This window comes from Microbulbifer donghaiensis (assembly GCF_900129095.1).
Taxonomy (GTDB): Bacteria; Pseudomonadota; Gammaproteobacteria; order Pseudomonadales; family Cellvibrionaceae; genus Microbulbifer; species Microbulbifer donghaiensis.
In genome coordinates this window covers 1,248,647-1,270,892 of sequence record NZ_FQVA01000001.1, presented here as the reverse complement: position 1 = coordinate 1,270,892, position 22,246 = coordinate 1,248,647, and the positions used below count along the sequence as shown (strand labels likewise).

General features: G+C 57.9%; 16 protein-coding genes and 1 other RNA gene. 9 read left to right on the top strand and 8 right to left on the bottom strand.

Features of this window, described 5'->3' with window-relative positions; genetic code table 11:
- Positions 1 to 175 precede the first annotated feature (175 nt).
- Positions 176 to 1,414 (bottom strand): Zn-dependent hydrolase, encoded by a 1,239-nt coding sequence (locus BUC36_RS05360; RefSeq protein WP_073272449.1) that lies wholly within the window; start codon positions 1,412 to 1,414, stop codon positions 176 to 178.
- 132 nt (positions 1,415 to 1,546) lie between these two features.
- Here BUC36_RS05360 and BUC36_RS05355 point away from each other — a divergent pair, with 132 nt between their 5' ends.
- The 5 genes from BUC36_RS05355 to BUC36_RS05335 all read left to right on the top strand — a co-directional run bounded on the left by BUC36_RS05355 (position 1,547) and on the right by BUC36_RS05335 (position 9,508).
- Positions 1,547 to 2,506, top strand: coding sequence for a LysR substrate-binding domain-containing protein (locus tag BUC36_RS05355; RefSeq protein WP_073272447.1), 960 nt, complete (start codon positions 1,547 to 1,549; stop codon positions 2,504 to 2,506).
- Positions 2,507 to 2,649: 143 nt separating this feature from the next.
- Complete coding sequence (locus BUC36_RS05350) at positions 2,650 to 4,077, top strand: aldehyde dehydrogenase family protein (RefSeq protein WP_143186887.1); 1,428 nt, start codon at positions 2,650 to 2,652, stop codon at positions 4,075 to 4,077.
- Positions 4,078 to 4,136: 59 nt separating this feature from the next.
- Positions 4,137 to 5,528 (top strand): APC family permease, encoded by a 1,392-nt coding sequence (locus tag BUC36_RS05345; protein WP_234994890.1) that lies wholly within the window; start codon positions 4,137 to 4,139, stop codon positions 5,526 to 5,528.
- Between the two features lie 195 nt (positions 5,529 to 5,723).
- Positions 5,724 to 8,057 carry a TonB-dependent receptor gene (locus BUC36_RS05340; protein WP_073272443.1) on the top strand — a complete coding sequence of 778 codons (2,334 nt, stop codon included), beginning with the start codon at positions 5,724 to 5,726 and terminating at the stop codon, positions 8,055 to 8,057.
- 35 nt (positions 8,058 to 8,092) lie between these two features.
- On the top strand, positions 8,093 to 9,508 hold the full coding sequence (locus BUC36_RS05335) for an NAD(P)/FAD-dependent oxidoreductase (RefSeq protein ID WP_073272441.1): 1,416 nt from the start codon (positions 8,093 to 8,095) through the stop codon (positions 9,506 to 9,508).
- Positions 9,509 to 9,567: 59 nt separating this feature from the next.
- Here the strand turns inward: BUC36_RS05335 and BUC36_RS05330 are convergent, their stop codons facing one another.
- Positions 9,568 to 10,407: a helix-turn-helix transcriptional regulator gene (locus BUC36_RS05330; RefSeq protein WP_073272438.1), complete on the bottom strand. Its 840-nt coding sequence runs from the start codon at positions 10,405 to 10,407 to the stop codon at positions 9,568 to 9,570.
- Between the two features lie 429 nt (positions 10,408 to 10,836).
- Here BUC36_RS05330 and rnpB point away from each other — a divergent pair.
- An RNA gene (rnpB, locus tag BUC36_RS05325) (RNase P RNA component class A) lies at positions 10,837 to 11,189 on the top strand.
- A gap of 460 nt (positions 11,190 to 11,649) precedes the next feature.
- On the opposite strand, the gene BUC36_RS05320 is transcribed toward rnpB, so the two are convergent.
- The gene (locus BUC36_RS05320) at positions 11,650 to 13,938 is read right to left on the bottom strand and encodes a nitric-oxide reductase large subunit (protein ID WP_073272436.1); all 2,289 of its coding nucleotides are present in this window, start codon (positions 13,936 to 13,938) and stop codon (positions 11,650 to 11,652) included.
- An 11-nt stretch (positions 13,939 to 13,949) separates the two neighbouring features.
- A complete protein-coding gene (gene ytfE, locus BUC36_RS05315) occupies positions 13,950 to 14,615 on the bottom strand; it encodes an iron-sulfur cluster repair protein YtfE (RefSeq protein ID WP_073272434.1) in 666 nt (221 codons plus the stop codon).
- Between the two features lie 114 nt (positions 14,616 to 14,729).
- Here ytfE and BUC36_RS19375 point away from each other — a divergent pair, with 114 nt between their 5' ends.
- Both BUC36_RS19375 and BUC36_RS05305 read left to right on the top strand, forming a co-directional pair.
- Entirely contained in the window at positions 14,730 to 15,215 is a 486-nt protein-coding gene (locus BUC36_RS19375; RefSeq protein ID WP_073272432.1) for a YbaN family protein, read from the top strand.
- Positions 15,216 to 15,217: 2 nt separating this feature from the next.
- The gene (locus BUC36_RS05305) at positions 15,218 to 15,670 is read left to right on the top strand and encodes an RrF2 family transcriptional regulator (RefSeq protein ID WP_073272430.1); all 453 of its coding nucleotides are present in this window, start codon (positions 15,218 to 15,220) and stop codon (positions 15,668 to 15,670) included.
- 104 nt (positions 15,671 to 15,774) lie between these two features.
- On the opposite strand, the gene BUC36_RS05300 is transcribed toward BUC36_RS05305, so the two are convergent.
- The 4 genes from BUC36_RS05300 to BUC36_RS05285 are packed head-to-tail and all read right to left on the bottom strand — an operon-like array spanning position 15,775 to position 20,671.
- Complete coding sequence (locus BUC36_RS05300; RefSeq protein ID WP_073272428.1) at positions 15,775 to 16,947, bottom strand: NnrS family protein; 1,173 nt, start codon at positions 16,945 to 16,947, stop codon at positions 15,775 to 15,777.
- Positions 16,948 to 16,965: 18 nt separating this feature from the next.
- Positions 16,966 to 18,351, bottom strand: coding sequence for an oxygen-independent coproporphyrinogen III oxidase (gene hemN / locus BUC36_RS05295; RefSeq protein ID WP_073272425.1), 1,386 nt, complete (start codon positions 18,349 to 18,351; stop codon positions 16,966 to 16,968).
- A gap of 16 nt (positions 18,352 to 18,367) precedes the next feature.
- A complete protein-coding gene (locus tag BUC36_RS05290; RefSeq protein WP_073272423.1) occupies positions 18,368 to 19,432 on the bottom strand; it encodes an NAD(P)/FAD-dependent oxidoreductase in 1,065 nt (354 codons plus the stop codon).
- Positions 19,433 to 19,456: 24 nt separating this feature from the next.
- The gene (locus tag BUC36_RS05285; RefSeq protein ID WP_073272421.1) at positions 19,457 to 20,671 is read right to left on the bottom strand and encodes an NnrS family protein; all 1,215 of its coding nucleotides are present in this window, start codon (positions 20,669 to 20,671) and stop codon (positions 19,457 to 19,459) included.
- 1,116 nt (positions 20,672 to 21,787) lie between these two features.
- On the opposite strand from BUC36_RS05285, the gene mraZ reads away from it, so the two are divergent.
- Positions 21,788 to 22,231 (top strand): division/cell wall cluster transcriptional repressor MraZ, encoded by a 444-nt coding sequence (gene mraZ / locus BUC36_RS05280; protein WP_073272419.1) that lies wholly within the window; start codon positions 21,788 to 21,790, stop codon positions 22,229 to 22,231.
- Positions 22,232 to 22,246: the final 15 nt, after the last annotated feature.

Sequence of the window (22,246 nt, the reverse complement as noted above, 5' to 3'; positions counted from 1 at the left end):
TTCTCTAGAGATAGGGTGTTATCAAATTTTCGAGCGGCCCGGTTGCCGGAGCCATTTGCGGGACACGCCGTGAATACGTCCCTGTAGGCTTGTCGGCCGGGTCCCTCCGGCCGACAGTCCCGCAAATAGCTCCGGCAACCGGGCCTTCGCTTCGCGCTTATCTACTTCGTCAGCTTTATGAGGCCATTTTCAGCATCGCGTGCAGCAGCACATTGGCGCCGGCTTCCAGGTCCTCGGGCTGTGCGTTCTCCGCCTCGTTGTGCGACAGGCCCTTTTCACAGGGCACGAAGATCATGCCGGTGGGGGCGACGCGCGAGATGTACACCGAGTCGTGCCCCGCACCGGAAACCATCTCCTTGTTGCTGTAGCCGAGATCGGCCACCGATTCGCGCACTGCGGCGACGCACTGGGGGGCAAAGGCCACTGCCGGCGAGCGCCACTCGTCGCGGATCGAAGCCTCCACGCCCACTTCCGCCGCGGCCGCGGCGGCGATCTCGCGGAAGCTGTGATCCATCGCATTCAGTATCTGCTGGTCCGGGTGGCGCAGGTCCACGGCGAGGACGAGCTGTTCCGGCACCGTATTGCGGCTGCCGGGCTCGGCCCGTATATCACCGAAGGTCACCCGCGCCCAGGGCCCGTGGTCCTCGGCCAGGCGGTAGAGCTGCTCGAGAATCCGGTGCAGCGCCATAAACGGATCGCGGCGGCCCTCCATCGGGCTGGGGCCGGCGTGGCACGGCTGGCCGACAAGGGTCAGGTCGTACCAGTGCATGCCCTGGACGCCGCTGAGCACACCGATCTGTTTCTGCTCCTGTTCCAGGATCGGCCCCTGTTCGATATGCACCTCGAAGGCGGCCGCGAGCGGGCGCGCTTTGGCCGCGGTCTGGCCGCGGTAGCCGATGCGCTGCAGTTCGTCGCCGAAGGTTTTGCCGTCCTTGTCGGTACGGCTGTAGGCGTAGTCGAGGTCGAACTCACCACTCCAGACACCCGAGCCGATCATCGCCGGAGAGAAGCGCGCACCCTCTTCGTTGGTCCACACGGCCACTTCCAGCGGCGCTTCGGTCTCGATACCGGCGTCGTTGAGGCTGCGGACTACTTCCAGCCCCGCCAGTACGCCGTAGACGCCGTCGAATCGGCCGCCGGTGGGCTGGGTGTCCAGGTGAGAGCCGGTCAGCACCGGTGGCAGATCCGGATTGCGGCCCGGACGGCGGGCGAAGATATTGCCCATCGCGTCAATGTCGATGCTGCAGCCGGCCTCGCGGCACCAGCGCACGAACAGGTCGCGGCCGTCGCGATCCAGCTCGGTCAGTGCCTGGCGGTTGCAGCCGCCCTTGGCGGTGGCGCCGATGGTGGCCATCTCCATCAGCGAGTCCCAGAGTCGCTGGCCGTTTACGCGTAAGTTACTGCTGGCGGTCATTTTGCCTGGCTCCGTTGTTATTCATTCGCAGGTCTAGGGGTGAGAAACATGAGTCTATGGTTTGATTTCTTGCAGGCAATTAACTTTTAATTGCCAAAACGGTGCCTTTTAGATACCAAAAGCGAGAGTTCCATGGCCGCCCAGCTCAGAAACCTGTCCCTCACGTCACTGCGCACCTTCCACGCGGTGGGGCGCCACTGCCATATGCGGCGCGCGGCCGATGAGCTGCACGTGTCGCACCCGGCACTCAGCCGCCAGATCCGCGAGCTGGAGGCGCGCCTGGGCACGCCGCTGTTCGAGCGCAGCGGCAACCGCCTGGCACTGACCGCCGCCGGCCGGCGCCTGCACCGGGTCGTGAGCGATGCCTTCACCCAGCTGGAAAAGGGGCTTCTGTATCTGGATCCCGAGAGCCTGAGCGGCGAGGTGGTGATCGCGACCACCGCCACCATTTCTCTGAGCTGGATGCTGCGGCTGCTGCGCGAGGTGCGCGCCAGGTATCCGGAGATCCGCCTGCGCCTGACCACCATCGAGCCCCGCGCGCGTCGTCTGCACAGCGATATCGATATCGCTATCTGTCTGGGGGAGCCGGAGGCACCGGAGCGGCGGGTGACGGCGCTCTATGAAGAACATTACCTGCCCGTCTGCAGCCCACAGCTGCTGCAACAGCGCAGATTCGGCCGGCCGCGGGACCTGCTGCAGCTGCCTCTGCTGCACGACACCCTGCAGCAGTGGCCGAGCTGGTTTACCAGCCAGGGCGTGGACTATGTTCCAGGCGCCGGGGAAGTGCAGTTCGACTACGCCTATCAGGCAATCGAGGCGGCGCGTTTGGGGATGGGGCTGGCGCTGGCGGACCGCCAGGAGGTCGGCGAGGACCTGAAGGCGGGGCGGCTGGTGACGGTGATCGAGCGCCCCTTCACCATCGGCCAGTCCCTCTACCTGGCCTGCGGCCGCGGCCCCGAGCTCAACGCCCGTTCGCGCCTGGTGCTGGGACTGATCTTTGAGTGGCTGAGCAGCCGGGGTGCGCCATTGCAGGCGGGAGCTAAGGACTTACAGCGTGAACTGGCGGCGGGCGGGGAGGGCGTCATCACCTGAACAGGTGATAGTTGCCCCACCGGCAAGCCATCATACTAATTACTGACGAAATATTCGGTTTCGGTTAATCTTTAACCCGTTTGGATGGGTTGGCCGGATTGCCGAATCGTTCAAGGGCCCGACAATAAAAGCCCGGAGGCATGGTGGACAACTATAACAAGCTCTTTATCGATGGCCGTTGGCAGCCGCCCGCCGGCGCCGGTCAGCTCGAGGTCATCAATCCCGCGACCGAAACCTGTATTGCCCGTGTGCCGCAAGGCAGCGCCGCGGATGTCGACTGCGCGGTGCGCGCCGCCCGCAGTGCCTTTGACGGCTGGTCCAGAACTTCCAGTGATGAGCGCCGCAGCATACTGCTGCGCATCGCCGAGCTGATGGAGGCGCGCAAGGCCGAACTTACCACGGCCATCTCCGCCAGCATGGGTTGCCCGCAGCACATCGCCACCTGGCTGCAGGTGAACGGGCCCATCGAGGCTATGCGCCTGTTTGCCGAGCACACCGGTATCACCGAACAGACCAGTGAGGCCGGCCATTCGCTGGTGTGGCGCGAAGCGGTTGGTGTCTGCGCGTTTATCAATCCCTGGAACTATCCACTGCACCAGTTCGTCGGCAAGCTGGGCGCGGCGCTTGCGGCCGGCTGTACCATGGTGGTCAAGCCCTCCGAGCAGACGCCGCTGCAGGACTTCCTGATGGCGGAGATTATGCACGAGGCAGGCCTGCCGGCCGGTGTCTTCAATCTGGTGTCCGGGCGCGGCGCCGAGGTGGGGCAGGCACTGTGCGAGCATCCGCAGGTGGACATGGTGTCTTTCACAGGCTCCACCCGCGCCGGTGTGGAAATTGCCAGGGCCGCGGCACCGACCGTGAAGCGGGTGACCCAGGAGCTCGGCGGCAAATCCCCCTACATCATTACCGCAGATGCGGATCTGGCGGCGGCGGTGCGCTACGGCGTCGACGATGTGATGATCAATAGCGGCCAGACCTGCACCGCGCTGACGCGCATGCTGGTGCCGGCGGAGCGCAGTGACGAGGTGGCGGACTTGATCCGGGCGCGAGTCGCAGAGATTTCTGTGGGCGCCGACGAGGGCGCCTTTATGGGGCCGGTATCGTCGCTGCGCCAGTGGCAGCAGGTGCAGGATTACATCGGCATCGGCCTCGAAGAGGGCGCCACCCTGCTGTGCGGCGGCCCCGGCAAGCCGGACGGACACACCACCGGTTACTACGTAAAGCCCACGGTCTTTAGCGACGTGCGCAACGATATGCGCATCGCCCGCGAGGAAATATTCGGACCGGTACTGTGCGTGATTCCGTACTCGAGTCTCGACGAGGCGGTGGCCATCGCCAACGATTCCCCCTACGGTCTCTCCTCCGGCGTCTATGCCGCTACCGAACAGGATGCGCTGGCCATTGCGCGCCGCATTCGCGCGGGCCTGTGTTTCGTCAACGGCGGCGAGTTCAATTACCGCGCTCCGTTTGGCGGTTACAAGCAGAGCGGTAACGGGCGCGAGTTCTCCGCCCACGGGGTGGAGGAATTCACCGAAATCAAATCGGTGCAGCTGGGCAAACCGGCCGAGTAATAGCGCAAATAAATAGAGCGACTGGAAGTCAATAACAATAGTCAACACGGGAGGTCACCGTGACAGAGCTTGCAGCAGTCAAAAAAAACCTCGGCAAGCGGGATATGATCCTGTTTACCGTCTCCGCCATTCTGCTGGTGGACACCCTGGCGGCCACCGCGGCCATCGGCACTTCGAGCATTTTCTGGTGGCTGTTTCTGGGGGTATTTTTTTTCGTGCCCTTCGCGCTGGTATCGGCGGAACTGGGCTGCACCTATCCGGAACAGGGCGGTATCTACGCCTGGGTGCGCGATGCCTTCGGCGGTCGCTGGGGATCGCGTATCAGCTGGAGCTACTGGGTCAATGTGGCCATCTGGATGCCGGCAATATTTATCCTGTTTGCCGGAGTGGCGAAACAACTGTTTTTTCCGCAAATGACGGTCGCCCACCAGATCGCCATCGGCATAGTGCTGACCTGGATCGCGGTGGCCGCCAATGTGGTGACCCTGAATATCGGCAAGTGGGTACCGAACATCGGCGCGGTTTTTAAAATCCTCATTTTCCTGTCGATCATAGTCGGCGCCGGCTATTACGCCGCCGACAACGGTCTCGCCAACCCGATTTCCCTCGCCAGCATCAAGCCCGACTGGGGCAGCAGCCTGCAGTATTTGCCGGCGATCATCTACGGCATGCTCGGTTTCGAGCTGATCAGTGCCAGCAGTGAAGAGATGCGCAATCCGCGGCGGGATGTGCCGCTGTCGATCCTGGTATCCGGTATATTGATTCTCGTCCTGTACACCCTCGGCACCACCGCGATACTGGCGGCCATCCCGGCAGCGGATATCGACCTGGTGGAAGGCCTGGTGGATACCCTCCGACTTTTCTTCGGTGGTTCTGCAATAGGCGAGGCTTTCGTGGTACTGCTGGGGCTCGCCGCACTTTATACGTTTTTTTCCAACGGCGTGACCTGGGCTATCGGCGGCAACCGCGCCGCGGCGGAGGCGGCGGAAGAGGGCGAGCTGCCGCGGGCCTTTGCCCTGAAGAGCGAGACTCGCAATACGCCGGTCGGCGCCGCGGTGCTGATGGGGGTGGCGAGTACGCTGATCCTGCTGCTGTACGGATTCCTGGTGAATTCCAACGAGGATCTGTTCTGGTCCCTGTTTGCGTTCAGCGGCGTGATCTTTCTGCTGCCCTATATCGGCATGTTCCTGGCCTTCCTGAAAATGCGCCGCATCGATGGCGCGCGCCCGCGACCCTTTGCCGTGCCCGGCGGTGACACAGTAGCTGTGATTCTTACGGGATTCTGTGTAACGGTGCTGGTAATCTGTATCGTTCTGTTTACCTACACTCCCGGTGAGGGAATCCAGTGGCCGGTGTTGATCGGTTCGGTGATCACGATCCTGCTGGGCGAGGTGGCAATCGTCTGGGCGGAAAAACAGAATAGGGCAGAAATTTCGCCGGCCGTCTGTTGATTTAATTCTTTGCCAATCAGTCAAAGTTTTTGCCCCGCAGCCGATTAAGGTTGCGGGGATTTTTGCGTTTCCTGCCGAAAATATAAATTCGAATTTCAATTCGGTTTTCTCACCCCATCAGGTGATACCTTCCGCGCGCGACAATTTTTATATTTCTCTCATCGATAAAAGTAATAACGACGAAGAGGGAAAGACATGTGTTCGCCAACTGAAATAAGCCTGTTTCGTTTCGACAAGAGAATTCTGACCGTCGCCATTACCGGAGCCCTGTTTTCGGGGCTGGGTTTTTCGGCGGCTTCCCACGCCAATCAGATCGAGGAAGTGAGTGTTACCGCGCAGAAGCGCGAGCAGTCTGTCAACGATATCGGTGTTTCCGCCAGCGCTTTCGGCGGTGAACAGATGGAAAACCTGGGTATCGACAGTGCCGTGGACCTGGGGGCGCACACGCCCGGCCTGGTCACCGTAAATTCCACCTCCGGTGGCACGCCGATATTCGCAATTCGCGGTATCGGCCTCGACGATTTCAGCCCCAACAACAGCAGTGGTGTGGGTATCTACACCGACGAAGTCTTCGCCAGCAACCCGGCATTTCTCGGCGGCCAGCTGTTTGACATTGAGCGTGTGGAAGTGTTGAAAGGTCCACAGGGCACCCTGTACGGCAAGAACACCACCGGCGGTGCGATCAATTTTATTACCCGCAAACCGAGCAGTGAATTCGAGGCCTATGTGGATGTCGGTATCGGCAACTACAACGCCAAGGAGTTGACCGGTGTGGTTAGCGGCGAAGTGGCCGGTGAGGTGCTCGGCCGGGTCAGCGTGCAAATGTCCAGGGCGGACGGCTGGCAGAAAGACGTGGATACCGGCCGCGAATTTGGCGGTACGGATCGCGCCGCCGCACGCGGCCAGCTGATCTTCCCGTTTGCCGGTAACGGCGAGGCTATTGCCAAAGTCTATGTCACCACCGACAAGTCCACGCCGGTATCGCCACAGGTGAGCGGTCTGGCCGAAGCTTTCGGCGATCCGTCCTTCGCGGTACTCAACTCCGCCGAAGATGCCACGCGAGTGAGTGTGGGTGATCTGAACGTCGGCCGTGACGAGTCTGGTCACGGCGCATCTCTGAACCTGAGCTACGGATTCGAGAATTTCGATTTTATCTCCATCAGCGCCGTAGACAGTTACGACCGCGAAGTGGTGGATAACTACGGCGGTTCCGCCGCGGCAATTCTGGATCTGTACCAGGACAACAGCATCAGTCAATGGTCGCAGGAATTCCGTGTGGTGAGTGCCGGCGACGGCCCGGTTACCTGGATTGCGGGTATCAATATTTCCGAGGACCAAGTGGACGTGACGGACCGCTTCGACGATTCCTTCTTTGTTACCGACTCGGTGGCCAGCACCTTTGTACTCGACCCGACGGATGTGCCCGTACAGGGCTGGGACCTGCTGACCGCTTCCTACGAACAGGTGACCAGGTCCTACGGTGCCTACCTGCATACGGAAACCGCGCTCAACGACTCCCTGAACCTGATCGCCGGGGTGCGCTACAGCAATGACAAGCGTAGCTTCGACGGTATTTCCACCAACCACGATGACGTTTACTCGTTTAACGACACGATTGCGGAACTGAACGATAGCAGCAGCGAAAGCGCGGTGACCGGCAAGCTGGGCCTGGACTGGCAACTGAAAGACGATCTGCTGCTCTATGCCAACGTGGCCAACAGCTACAAGGGCGGCGCCTACTACGGTGCGGCGATTCTCGACGATATCAGCTGGGCCTACGTCGCGCCGGAGAAGGTGCTTTCCTATGAGGCCGGCTTCAAGGCGACACTGTTCGATGCCTCCCTGCAATTGAACGGTGCCGTGTTCAGTCTCGACTACACCGACCGCCAGTCGCTGGTAACCATCATCGTCGACGATTTCAGTAATTACCTGCAATTCCCGGTCGCGGATACCACCCTGGTCAATGTGCCGGAATCCAAGACCCAGGGCTTCGAACTGGATATGCATTGGTTGCCCACCGACAACCTGACGCTGATCGCGGGTATCGCCTATCTCGACAGCGAAGTGACCAGCGCGCCGGGCACCGCAGACATGCGCGGTATTGCGGCTGACCCCAGCGGCAACGACATGGCCGACGGCGTGAGCCAATTGTTTGTGGATGCACTGGCCGCGCCCCTGCCCGCGGGCGCCGCATTGTCGCAGTCGCCGGAGTGGAGCTACAACGGCCTCGCCGCCTACGACCTGCCTATCGGCAGCGACCTGAACCTGCGCCTGCAAACCAGCTACAGCCACAGTGACGAAATGACCGCGCAGCTGGCGGATACCAACGCGCTGTCGGGTCCGGTCAGTTCCTGGGATGCGGAGGCCGCCTTGAGTGACACCGCGGAACAGTGGCGCTTCAGCGCCTGGGTAAAAAATATAGGCGACGAAGACGGGGAGACCTATGCATTTTCCAGCTTCGCCGGTCGCTCCTTCTATCGCCAGATGCCCACTATCTACGGGGTATCGGTCAAGTACAACTTCTATTAATCCGCGCCGACGGTTCAGGGTGATGTGAGGTAATCATGTGTGAAGAACAGATCAGGGCGCAGGCACTAGAGGCGCTTGAGGACACTACGTTTTTTCCCTACTGGCTGGATTCATCCGAGCGGCCGGCGGAAGAACCCGCACTCGCGCGCGATCTGCGCTGCAGCCTGCTGATTGTCGGCGGCGGCTTTACCGGCCTGTGGGCGGCCGTGCAGGCCAAGGAGGCGGACCCGCAGCGGGAAGTGGTTCTGATCGAGGCCAACAGCATCGCCATCGGCGCCTCCGGCCGCCCGGCGGCGATCCTGTCCACTTCGGTGATGCACGGCCTCGAAAATGCCCAGCGGCTGTTTCCGGAAGATATGGAGGTGCTGGAACAGCTGGGCAAGGAGAATCTCGACGGTTTTCGCGCGACCATTGAACGCTACAACATCGATTGCGATCTCGAGTGGGGCGGTGAGCTGACCGTGGCCGTGGGACCGGAGGGAATTCCGGATATCGAAAAGGAATACAAACTCTACCGCCGCTACGGTCACGATGCGCACCTGCTCGATAAGGAGGCCATCCACCGGGAAGTTCGCTCGCCGCTGTTCAACGGCGGCCTCTGGTCGAAGAAGCGCAGCGGCACCGTGCACCCGGCCAAGCTGGCCTGGGGCCTGAAACGTGTGGCCATGGAGCTGGGGGTCAGCATCTATGAAAATACGCCCATGCTGCGCAACCGCAAGAAAAAAGGCGGTGTGTTTGTGCAAACACCGGATGGCAGTATCCAGGCCGACCGGGTATTGCTGGCCACCAATGCCTTTGCGGACGGCAGCAAAGAAATTCGCCGACGGGTCGCTGCGATTCGCGACCGCATCGTCGTCACCGAGCCGCTGACCGACGAGCAGATGGAATCGATTGGCTGGAAGAACCGTCAGGGCATCTACGATACTCGTACTCAGCTCAACTATATGCGCCTGACGGCGGACAACCGCATATTATTTGGCGGCCGCCTGGCCTATTTCTTCGGTGACAACACCGATCCGGAGCAGGACAAGACACCAGAACCCTATGTGCGGTTGATCGACAATTTTTATCGCACCTTCCCCATGCTGCGCGGGATCCGTTTTTCCCATGCCTGGAGTGGGCCTATCGCCCTGACGACGCGTATGGCAGTGCACTACCAGCACTACCACGGCGGCAAGATGATATACGCGGGCGGCTATTCCGGTTTCGGCGTCACCGCGACGCGTTTTGGTGCGCGAGTCGGCTTGGCAATTCTCGACGATAAAAATGTGCCGGAGAGAAAGCTAAAATTTGCCAGCTCCCAGCCCAATTATATTCCGCCGGAACCCTTTCGCTGGCTGGGGGCAAAGATCACCATGTATGCCTTGGATACACTCGATGAGAAGGGTGGTTGGCGCATACCCTGGATTCGCATGGTAGAGCGCATGGGTTTCCCGGTCACGCAAAAGTAATCCACCTGTTGCCTATCTTTCCCCGTAATCCCTATTGCGGGGTTTTTTTATTGGGGGTTTCAGCTCGCCTGGTCCAGGCTTACCAGTGGATCCTTGTCGGATTCGGAGTGGTGGCGCAATGCGCTGATGAACAGATAGAAGAGCTCTGACTGTGAGGTGATGTCGAGCTTGGAGTAGATATGCTTGCGGTGGGTCTTGATGGTATCGACGCTCGCATCCAGCCTTTCCGCCATCGATTTGATCGAGTGGCCCTGCATGGTCATATGCAGGACTTCGCATTCGCGCTTGGTCAGCACGGAATTGCCGAAATTTTCCAGCGCGCTGTCGAGGCGATTGCCGAACGTCTCGGTTTCCGCACTATCGCGATCCAATATCCACTTGCGCAGTACGCTCTTTACCAGCGGAAACAGTGAGCGCAGTAAAGTGACTTCATCGGTCGAAAATCTCCCTCCATGCAGGTCCGCCGCACGCCCGATCGACAGGCTGGCAACAGTGCCGTCCTCTCCCTGCACCAGGTAGCAGGCCTCGTCGCTTAGGTTTGCCCCGCTGTAGTAGACGCGAAAGTATTCCGTCTGCTCAAAGGCATCGGGTGCCACTTCACGCAGCAGAAACAGGCCCTCGCTGGATTCGTCTATCGCCGCGCGAAAGAAGGGATCGAGCAGGTAAGCGCCGTCGATATAGCGGTCGACCTGAGCACTGGGCTTCTCATTGGCGAGCAGGCGGTGGTGTGTGACCTGGGGAGTGGATTTTTTCGGATAGAGGATGGCCATACTGCTGTTGCCGTGCACCAGCGCTTCCACCCCTTTTAGGAGCTCGTAGATGCTCTCTGAGTCAGTTTCACTTTCGAATATTCTGGCGATGGTCTGATGCCAGTTTGTGAGATTGTTGCCAGTAATCATCTTTATTTTTGCAGTCGATAAAGGCTGTCCCATTGCGGGAATCACGGCCGTCAATACTAGCAAAATTTCAGAATGTTGCGGATCGTTTTTGCGGATTTTCTATTGAGTGAGGAGCGATCTTGTAAAGGTTTTTTCACCGCAAGTTGCTGGGCTCTGTTCGTGGAATAAAATACTCTTTGTGGTTGAAGTTGGAGTAAATTTAATTCGTTATATGTGTGCAGGTTGTCGCTGCACTATTGCTTTGCTCTGCGATACTCACCCGACGGGTCCGGTTGCCATCCCGTATGGCGGGCGAAGGCTTGTGGTTCGACATTCTGGTTATACTTCTGGATGGACGGAGCTGCCGTCCTCCGGGACGGAAGCGGCTGCTCAGCTACGTAGGAGCCTGTTTTACTTGCCAAAGGGAAACCGGGTCATTACTCTTGCGTCCGAGCTGGCCGGACAATCGCTGTCGCTCAGGCGGTGGAGGAAAGTCCGGGCTCCATAGGGTGGGACGCCAGGTAACGCCTGGGGGGCGCGAGCCTACGGAAAGTGCAGCAGAGAGTAGACCGCCGATGGCCCGTTCGCGGGCACAGGTAAGGGTGAAAGGGTGCGGTAAGAGCGCACCGCGCGGCTGGTAACAGTCCGCGGCATGGTAAACCCCGTCCGGAGCAAGACCAAATAGGCCCTCTATAGGTGTGACCCGCACTGAGGGCGGGTAGGTCGCTTGAGGTGTGTGGCGACATGCATCCCAGATGAATGATTGTCCTCGACAGAACCCGGCTTACAGGCCAGCTCACCAAATTCCCAACATTCTGCCACGGCTGCGCCGTGGATGAATGATTGTTCCGCGCGGCGATCCGCTCGACGACTCTTCAGAACCGCTCTGGGCTTACAGGCCAGCTCATCAAATTCCTTTCAGTCATCTGCCTGCCGCTACAGCGGCAGGTGAATGATTGTCGCGGGCGGCAATCCGCTCGATACCTCTCCACAGCGGCTCCGGGCTTGCCGGCGAGCTCCTCCATTCTTCAAATTTTCGGTGTTTTCAACGGCACGAATTGTCGATTGGTTTGCCGGATTTTCTGTTGGAACAAAGGAGAGTCGGAGAGATGGTCCGCGAGACGGACATGGCCGGTCGCGAGTAGCTGTGAGGAAAAGGTACAGCACCCTAGAAAAAGGTGCTGTAACAAAAGATGAAATTAGACTTCGTTGAAGCTTGGCCGGAGAGGAAATCACTCTCCGGCGTTATGTGCTATCAAGCGTTTAGTCCGTCAGCGCTGACTGGTCGCTGATCTCTGGCTGGGTTACGCCTTGCGTACCGATATTCAAGAGACCCTTGACCACCTGCCAAGCGACCGCCACGGCACCGACGATAAAGACCACATCGCCGATGGTGCGGATCCAGCGCAGCGTCTGCAGCAGGTCGCCCTGCATAAAGCTCTCGCTGCGTGCGTACCAGAGTCCCTCGGAGGCGCTGGCGACAAACTGGATGATGCCGACCGGCAGCAGGCTGGTGAACAGCATCAATACCAGGCCGCCGTTGAGCCACCAGAAGGCGGTTTTCATCAGCTTCTCGTCGAAGACCAGTTGCGGGCGAATATAGCGCAGTACCAGCAGCGTAAAGCCGAGTGCCAGGAAGCCGTATACACCGAACAGCGCCGCGTGGGCATGGGTAGCCGTAGTGTTCAACCCCTGCACGTAGTACAGCGAAATCGGCGGGTTGATGGAGAAGCCCAGTACACCGGCGCCGAGCATGTTCCAGAAAGCAACGGCGACGAAGAACAGCAGCGGCCACTTGACCTGCTGCATCCACGCGGCGCGGTTCTTCAGGCGGTAGTGTTCCCAGGCCTCGTATCCGAGCACGATCAGCGGCACGACCTCCAGCGCACTGAAGGTGGCGCCGACCGCCATCACCGGTGTGGTGGTGCCGGAGAAGTACAGGTGGTGGAAGGTACCCGGCACGCCGCCGAGCATGAACAGCGACGCGGAACCCAGTGAGGCAACGGTTGCCATGCGCTTGGATACCAGCCCCATGCTGCAGAAGATGAATGCCAGCGCCGTGGTAGCGAAGACCTCGAAGAAGCCCTCCACCCACAGGTGCACGATCCACCAGCGCCAGTACTCCATAATGGAAATATGCGTTTTCTCACCGTAGAAGAACCCGGCACCGTAAAAGAGGCCGATCGCGATTACTGAGGCGGTCAACAGCGCCAGTAGGTTTTTGTCGCCCGGTTGGCGCAGCGCCGGCACTATCGCGCGCAGCATCAACACCAGCCAGAAGGCGACGCCGGTAAATTTGCCGATCTGCCACAGGCGGCCGAGGTCGACGTACTCGTAACCCTGGTGGCCGAGCCAGAAGCTCCACTCCTGCGGCATTATCTGAGCAATCGCCAGGTAGTTACCGATAAAGGAACCGGCAACGACAGTCACCAGTGCCCAGAACAGGATGTCCACGCCCAGTTTCTGGAATTTCGGGTCCTTGCCGCCGTTGATGATCGGCGCCAGGAAGAGGCCGGCGGCGAGGAATCCGGTGGCGATCCAGAACAGCGCCGACTGGATATGCCAGGTGCGCACCAGGCTGTAGGGGAACCACTTGGAGGTTTCCAGACCGTAGAAGGACTGGCCCTCGACCGTGTAGTGCGCGGTAAAGCCGCCGAGGAAAACCTGGAAGGTGAACAGGGCAACGACAATAAACAGGTACTTGCCCAGAGCTTTCTGCGATGGGGTCAGACTAAAGGTGGTCAGCGGGTCCCGCGCGGGTGCTGCCGGCTCCTTTTCATCTTCGTTGCGCATAAACGACCAGGCCCACACCAGGCCGCCGATACCGGCGATCAGCAGTACCACACTGACAATCGACCACACCACATTCTCGGCGGTAGGGACATTGCCGATCAGGGGTTCGTGCGGCCAGTTGTTGGTGTAGGTGGCACCACCGGCTTCCCGCTCAGTGGCCGCGGCCCAGGCGGTCCAGAAGAAGAACTCGGTCAGGCGATCGCGGCGCTCCGCGCTTGGCAGAGTGGCCTCTTTCATCGCATAGCTGCTGCGGGTGGGCTGCAGCTCCGGGTCATCGCCGAACAGCCTGTGGTAATAGTCGGCGGTGGCCTGGATTGCCTGTACGCGGCGTTCGCTCAGGACCAGTGAATCGGCGTCCTTGTTGTAGTTGTTCTTCCGGTAGGCCTTTTTCAGCTGGAACTGCAGTGCGTTCTGCTGCTCGGCGTCCAGGTCGGCATAGGCTTTGCCGTAATTATCCTGCGCGGCGAGATCCAGCCAGGCAACCAGTTCGCGGTGCAGCCAATCGGCGGTCCAGTCCGGTGCCTGGTAGGCGCCGTGCCCCCAGATGGAGCCGAGCTGCATACCGCCGACGGACTGCCAGGCTGTCTGGCCGTTGAGAATGCTGTCTTTGGTCATCAGGACAGTGCCGTTTTCCGACATGACCTGTGCCGGTATCGGTGGCGCTACCCGGTAGACCTCCTTGCCGAAATAGCCCAGTACCCCGAAGGTTACGGCCAGTACGGCTATGAGTGTCCACCATAGCTTGTAGTACTTACTCATGATTTATTCCCCTATGCTGCGAGACTGCGCGCAAACAGAATGTCGTTTTCGAGCTGGATATGTTTCTGCAGGTCGGCCTTGAAACTGCGCAAGCCGAGATACAGCGCTCGCCAGGTATTGCAGGCGTCTTCCGGTGTGGTGATGCCGTCGGTCAGCTCGTCGATCCTGGCGATTGCCGCTGCGTGCTCGTCGTGTTCCTGGAGCATCACCCGTATCGGTCCCCCGGCCATGAGGCCCTGGCCGCGCAGCAGCATCGGGAACAGAATTTGCTCTTCCTTCTGCATATGCTGTTCGAGCTCGGCGGACATCTGGCGCAGATGTTCGGCCAGCCCTCGCGGACAATCGTGTTTCGCAAAATGCGCTGTCTCGACGCGCTCCGCCAGGCGGTGCAGTTCCGTCAGTTGCGCCCGGTGCACCTGGTGAAAGCGCTCCAATAGGTGCTCGATCAATTCGCTGTCGCTGGCGTTACTCCAGTCCCGCTTGTCGCCGGCAGTTCGGTCGGTGAGTTCGAGCAGGTCATTCAGTACCTGCTGCTCGTCGAGATGCGCATCGGCGATAGCTTCCTTGAGGGGCTTTTTTCCCCCGCTGCAGAAACTCAACCCGTGCTGATTGAATACCGAGGTGGCGCCGGGTATTTCCCGGGCCAACAGTGCTAAAGGAATGTCTAAAAGGTCCATGTTTTCTCCCATTTCCCCGAGGGGTCAAGTCTGAACGCTAGAACTATAAAGAGGTATTTGTGATGCATCTTTATGGCGAGGATTGTACTTGCATCTTTTTAAGATGTAAACTCAATGCATGTTTATGAGGTGAGGTGGATGTTGAGGGCAATGAAGCTGTCGCGGAATCAGCCGTGTGTGGCTTGGCGCAGGCATCTCTATCGATTTGCGGCCTGGTGCTGTCTGTTGCTCGCCTGCCTGGGAGCAATACTGCCTCTGCTGCCTGTTACGCCATTCTTATTGTGTTGCCTGTGGTTCAGCGCCAAGGCAGACTCTCGCCTGGTAGAGTGGTTGCTCAACCACCGCCGGTTCGGGCCGCCGATCCGGCAGTGGCAGCGGGAGCGTAGCCTGTCGTTGGCCACCAAGCGCCTTGTGGTCGCAATGCTGGCCGCCAACTGGATAGGACTATTGGCCCTGGGAGTTGGCCGGCTAGGGCTGCTTCTCTCGGGGGTTATCTTCTGCGGGGTAATACTGTTTATCTGCCGTATCCCGACCGCGAATACCCGTCACGAAGCCAGTACGATCGGCAGCCGCTGCCTGCTTTCGACTGAACAGGAATAGCCATGCATATCACTCGATATACCGATTACTCCTTGCGCGTGTTGATCTATCTGGCCGTCAATACCGACGGCCTGTGCACCATTGCTGACATCGCCAAGAGTTACGATATTTCCAAGAACCACCTGATGAAAATCGTTCAGGACCTGAATGCGAAAGGCTACCTACTGGCCATTCGGGGAAAAAATGGCGGTATCCGGCTGAACACCGAGCCGCGCAGTATCAACATCGGCAAGTTGGTGCGCGAACTCGAGAATGAGAGCAAGCTGGTCGAGTGTTTTGGCAAGAACAATCAATGCGTCATTACCCCGACCTGTCAGCTGAAGTTGATTTTCGCCAAGGCTATGGAGAGCTTTTTTGCGACTCTGGACGAATATACGCTCGAGGACCTTGTCGGTGGCCGGCAGAAGTTGGAACTGCTCGATTTGTTGTCCGTTGATGATGCGTCGTCAGAGTGATACTTCTGTGCGAAGGGATTATGGAAGGGATCATGGAAGGGATCATGGATAGCGCGGCGCGTCCCGCTTGGCGGCACTTGGTACCCGCGCGCGATGGCACAATGTTACTGGCGCCCGGTCGAACTCTCACTATTAACCCGGCAATTTAGATTTGCCGGGTTATTAGTTATTGTCTCCCGCTGATTTCTGCAGGGCCTGTCCTGCAATTTCCGCCGGCAAGCACCAAACAGAATGACGGCAAAATTCAGGCTCCAGAGGCAGGCACTGGTAAACAAGAGTCCGGTGGCATTCTCCGGTAGCAGATTTACCGAGTATCGAATTGCCGTCGCTCCAGCCAGCAATAATATGGACGAATAATACCAGTGGCGGCTCGAATCAGTGTTCGCTACGCAAAATCTCAGGATAACTGTCGAAGATAGAGTGCCCAGCGCGCCAATCGTAATGATATGTATCCCCGACTGAAGCGGGTGGCCCAGCACGAGAGCAAAGCTAACAGCCAGTATGCCCAGGGCGAGCCAAATATAGCCTGCGACAAAGGCCCACAGGCTAGAGTAGCTGCTTCCCAGTTTACTCAGATTCCAACGATAAAGTCTGAAAAGGATCAGCAGGGCGGCGGCGATTGCCGGCGATGCTATCCAACCGGTCGGAGCGGAAAAAAGGCTGGCGCAGATGGCGGCAAAGAGTAGCGCCAATGTCGCAGCTTCCAATTGTGGCTGCACACGATGAACGATTGGCAGGCCCGATTCGGCAAAGGCCCGGGTAAGTGACGGCGTGATCAGGCGGCCGCCCATAAAATACATCAATGTCGATATCATCAGTACAAAGCTGATGTTGGAAAACTCGAAAGTATCGGTCATTAGCGGCAGAGTCTCTCTTGCCAACGGAAAGCAGCCGATAAGCGCAATGAGCGGCATCATCGTCCTGTTGCGCCACTTCTTTGCCGCCTTGAACTTGGGGGCTACCAACAGGGCCAATAGGATGCCAAACGCGGAATATGCGAGTCCTGTGGCAAGTTCGTCGGTCGCAAAGACCTCCAGAATACGGCCGGAAAGCCACAATCCGTACAGTAGAAGCAAGCTTGCCAGACGCTGTTTTCCGGCCAGATAGCCGGCAATCAGCGCCCCGACGAATCCGAACAGCATGCTCTTTGAGTGGGCCGCGATGGTAAATTGCAGGCCCAGTTGCCCGGTCAGGGTCAGTAACAGTAACCAGGGAGCGATTATCGCCAGCACTGTAGCGGAAACAAAGAACAGCCTTTGCGTCGGATATCTGTGCATTAGCCTGCTATCTGGCTCCTATATAGAAAGCGCATGGATTCGCGTTTTGCTCTCGCGAGGCTTGCGATATTCATCAAAAACGTGACAGATGTTTCTCAGTAACAGCTGGCCGACAGGGGTTACCGTGACGCCATGTGAGTCTGTCTCAATCAGGCCATCGTATTCCAGCGTCGCGATATCATCGATCACATCGCTGAAATAGTCGGTAAATTTCGCCGCGGAAAGGGACTCGAAATCATCAAATTCCAGTCTGCCATGGCACATCAAAGACATGATGAGCTGGCCGCGAATTTTGTCATCCGGCGTCATTCGGTAGCCCTTGTTGATCGGGAGCTGTTCCCCTTTAAGGCAGTCCAGATAATCCTTTTCCGACTTCAGGTTCTGATAAAAAATATCGCCGATTTTGCCGATGGCGGTGACACCGAATCCCAGCATGTCACACTCTTTCTGCGTCGAGTAACCCTGAAAGTTGCGGTGCAGCGTATTCTGGCGGCGGGCAATTGCGAGTTCGTCATCTGGCAGGGCGAAGTGATCGAGCCCGATATACTCGTAGCCTGCGGCCAGAAACTGGTCAATGGCGATCTCCAGCAGCCCTAATTTTTCCGACAGGCTGGGAATGTCGTATTTGTCGATCTGCGTTTGTGCCTTGAATAAGTGTGGCATATGGGCATAGCCATATACCGCCACCCGCTCGGGGCGGGCGTCAATCACCTGCTCTATGGTGTTGCCGAATGTATTCGCGGTCTGTTTTGGCAATCCATAGATAAGATCGACATTGACCGATTTGACACCATTTTTCTTTGCGGCGGCGATCTGGGCAAATGTCTCCTCGGCACTTTGCAGGCGATTGACCGCTTTCTGCACCTCGGGGTCGAGGTCCTGGATTCCGAAGCTCATTCGGTTGAATCCCAGCTGAGTGAGCTTTTCGATCAGCTCCACGCTGGACGCGCGTGGATCGACCTCGATGGAATATTCCCCATCCGGATCCAGTTCGAAGTGCCGATTGATGGTTCTCCACAGTTCTTCCAGCTGAACGCTGCTCAGGAAAGTGGGGGTTCCTCCACCAAAATGCACCTGGCTGACATTGCGCCCGCCAGCGGGAAGTTGCCGTGCGACAAGCTCTATTTCCTTATAGATGGCTTCCAGGTAAGGCTGGCTGCGCGAGGAGTCCCGCGTGATAATGCGATTGCAGGCACAGTAGAAGCACGGAGAGCGGCAAAACGGGATGTGGAAATAGAGGGAGAATGGTGTGGGTTTCTGAATGCTCTCGCCCAGTCCCTTTCTCCAGTCTTCCAAACGGAATCCCTCTTCAAACTTGACGGCCGTAGGGTAGGACGTATATCTCGGCAATGGCCTGTCGTAACGATGCAGCAGCTCTTTGTCATATTTGGGGCTAAGTTTCATCTTAATTCACCGGTAGCTATGCATTTCGCAGCATTGAATTTGCAGATATGCCGAGGCGTTCGAGGATCCTTGGGCTCGTGGTTGTGTATTCAAGCATTACCTTTCTGCCTTGCTGTTCCTTCTGCTTGATGGCAAAAGCCGCCAGGGCCGCTTCGTGAAATCCGGACAGGATCAGGTTTCTCTTGCCCAGGTAGTAGTTGCTGTCACCGATCGCATAGATGCCTTCGGTTGACGATTCAAACGAGTCGGTGTTCACCTCAATCTTGTGATTGTGCAGCTTTATTCCCCAATCCAGCAGGTTCTGAAGGCTGGGAGACATACCGAAGCACACTAACAGCTGATCGATGGCAAGCGTCCTTACTACCTGATCCGCAGATCTGATTTTCAAGTGGGAGAGGTTTTGGTTTTGGTCTGTACTGAAATCTATCACCTGTCCCTGTATAAAACGGGCTCGTTGATCGCGGCACAGTTGCATGTAGTCGTCGACAGACTTCTGCATCGCCCGGAAACGGCTTGAGCGGTGTATTAACACAACTTCCCCGGCAATCTTGCTCAGTTCCAGCGCCCAGTCGAGCGCCGCATCGCCGCCACCCAAAATGGCGATAGATTTGTTCCTGTGTGTGTCTATATTTTCCACGCGGTAGAATAGAGAGCGATTTTCAAATTGGTCTATTCCGGGGATCTTCAGGGGCACCGGGCGCATGGTCCCCGCGCCGGTTGCTATCACTATGTATTTCACCCGATACGTTTCTCCGCCGCTGGTGCCTATGCGAAATCCCGACGGATTTTCAGTTTTTTCTATTTCGGTAACTGTCTGGTTGAATTTCCAAATTGGAGAGAACGGCTGCACCTGTTTCTCCAGATTGCCGATCAGGTCCCGGGCCGAAATGCCCGGACACGCCGGTATATCGTATATCGGCTTATCCGCATAGAGCTCGATGCACTGCCCGCCGGTGTTCGGCCGCGCCTCAAATACCATCGATGTCAATCCGTGAATGCCCAGTTCAAAGACCTGGAACAGGCCGGAAGGGCCCGCTCCGATGATGCCGACATCTGCGTTGAACTCTGTTTGGACATTCATAACTTGCTCCAAAGCGGGGGAGGGTTATCCGGGCTGGCCATCTATTCTCGGCCGCGTCAAAATCGGCAGGTACAGAACGAAGAAGCAACCGTAGGCCAGAACCCAGAGGGCAGTCGCGGCCTTGAAAATGTGGCTGTAGTCGGAGAACGCGAAGTTGCCAAATACCCGTACGAGAAACGCGGCGGTCAATATCAGGAAGGCGCCGTTCATTAGCCTCCCCACCTGTATTGCCCGCCCGGTATGGCCCAGAGATACCCTGGCAATCATGGCCAGAATCATGATGCCCATGGCGCCGACCGTGAGGCTGTGAATGGCCTGGGAGCGGGTTATCCAGTCGGTGAGCTCAGCAATACCGAGCAGGGTCAGGCCAATGGGGATACACCAGTAACTGACGTGCAGCGGCCACACCAAGGGCGTCTTGAACGTCACCCAGATGCGCCAGCGAAAGACGCGAATAAAATGTATTCCGGCGGTAACAAACAGCAGTGTGGCACTTAGCCAGGTTGGCAGTGCGAAGCTGCCGAGTTGAGAGATAACCACCAGCAGCATGCTGATGATGGCGGCTCTTTCCAGCCAGGCGATCGGCTGAACACGCGGTGTTTGTGTGCCGTTGGCAGTAAACATCGGAAAGACGCGGCCGCCCATCATGCACATCAATAGGGTCACCAGCAAAACCATGGCGGTTGCGGAGGACGATGCCAGGTCCAGCCGCTGCGTCGCGGCAGCGTAGTGCATGGTTGCATTGGCCAGTGTCATGGCCGCCAGCAGGGGGATGAAAATGATATTCCGCCACAGCTTCGCCTTGACAACCAGCCGTGCCAGTACCAGTGCCGCCGCGGGGAAGAACAGCAGATCTATAGCGGCAATTGTCCAGGGCGAAATCAGGTCGGGCAGCCACAGCAGAACCCGGGCCGCCAGCCACAACAGAAAGAGTAGAAAGAGCGGGACGCCCTTGATGCTCGGCAGTCGCGTCCAGGTTTGCACGGCTGATAACAGGAAGCCGACAACGATGGCGCCGACGAAGCCAAAGAGCATTTCGTGCATGTGCCACCACAGCGGGCCTCCGTGAACGCTGAGCGTTACCTTGCCGCTCAACAAGCCAAGCCAGGCGGCCAAGCTGACAAGACTGAACAGGGCACCAAAAAGGAAAAAAGGCCGGAAGGCCAGCCTGAATAGCGGCCACGTACGGTCGACTTGTTTCGGTGCGATACTGCCGTCTTGTAGCAAAATATTGTTCATGCGTTGTGTCCTTTCCAGGCGAGTGAGGCAGCCGCAGGCTGTTCACGTTGGCAGAGCTCCTCGCCTGCAAAACTGGCGCGGATCAGCGCTGTAGCGTGTTTGCTCTTCCCGCGGCTGGCGGTCCGTGAACCTTGTGCGATGGCCATCCGGTGAGCCTGGTTAACTGCCTGAAGGCGACTATTCATAGGGTGACCTGACCTTGGTGGGGGGCTGCCCTCCGCTGCGGTGTTGAAGCTTCGCTCTCGCTATAAAGATGTATGCGCAATACAACTTTCAGGTAGGCAGTTTATGCCTATTCAAATAAGATGCAAGTAAAATGCATCTTATTTGTTACATGTAATCAAAAAGAATAAAAAGAAGAATCTATATGCGTTGGGATCGTTTTGGGTTCGCGGGCCGGGTGTCTGCAGGGCGGCCAGGGTCCCGTCTCACCATGCGGCTGTCGGGGTGCCAGTCGACTTCAGCACCGGCTATGGCTCTGTTGGCTATTGCGGCGGATGCCCCTCTTTAACGTCGATGCTTAGAGTGGACTTAGTCCGTGCGTAGATGGCGCTTTGCCTGGTACGGCAGTACTGCGCTTACGGTACGCCTTCGTTTGTGGTGTTGCTGGGAGTTTTTTCAGTTATTTCGGGCGCTGGTTGATTGGCTTGATTATCACCGGCCGCACTGGGTGATAGTGAGGGTTGGGCAATTCTGTAGAAAGTTGCGCCAACCGCTGTTAGTGCCCGCTAACATTTTTCGTTTCAACCTTTTCCCTTCAGAAGTTAAAGTAATCTCTCACCTTCAAAGAGTAAGTACTTGCTTCGTTTTGTAATTGTGCCGCGTTAAAAACGTCCTCTTTTTCATCTTTCTCGTCTGCAGCCCGCGAAATCACTGGGTTTTCGTGGCGGATTGCCGTTGATTTCCTTGACTTTATGCAGTCCAGATTTATAGTGTGAGCAGTGGGGAAAAGTGGAAATTTGTGGAGATTGGTGGTTCGTTCGTGGCTGTGAGTGGGTATTTACACCGTCCGGATGAAAATTGCGCAAAATTTCACCCCACAAGAGATCGATAAAGAGAAGTTCGAACAAAAACACATAGCACCAGCGGTGCATAAACAGCGCACACGAACATCCAGTGTATTTAGGCAGCCACGCAATCAACATGGACGCTAAAGGGCGTCTGGCAATTCCGGCACGGGTCCGCGACACCCTGCTGGAAGATTGTGCTGGGCGCCTGGTTGTCACTGCCCACACCGAGGAGCGCTGCCTGCTGGTTTACCCTGAGCCCCAGTGGCAGGAAATTCTTCCGAAGATTGAAGCGCTGTCCAGCTTTAACAAAGTGGCGCGTCGCGCCCAGCGGCTGCTGATCGGTTATGCCTGCGAGCTGCAGGTGGACGCCAATGGCCGCGTATTGATTCCGCCGACCCTGCGTGAATATGCCGGCCTCGAGAAGAAGCTGATGCTGGTGGGGCAGGGCAAGAAATTGGAGTTGTGGAGCGAGGATCGCTGGATGAACTGGCTCGACGACAGTGAAGGCGAGGGTGAGATGCCGGAGGAGATGGCATCCCTCTCTTTATAAGGGACTCTTTAAGGA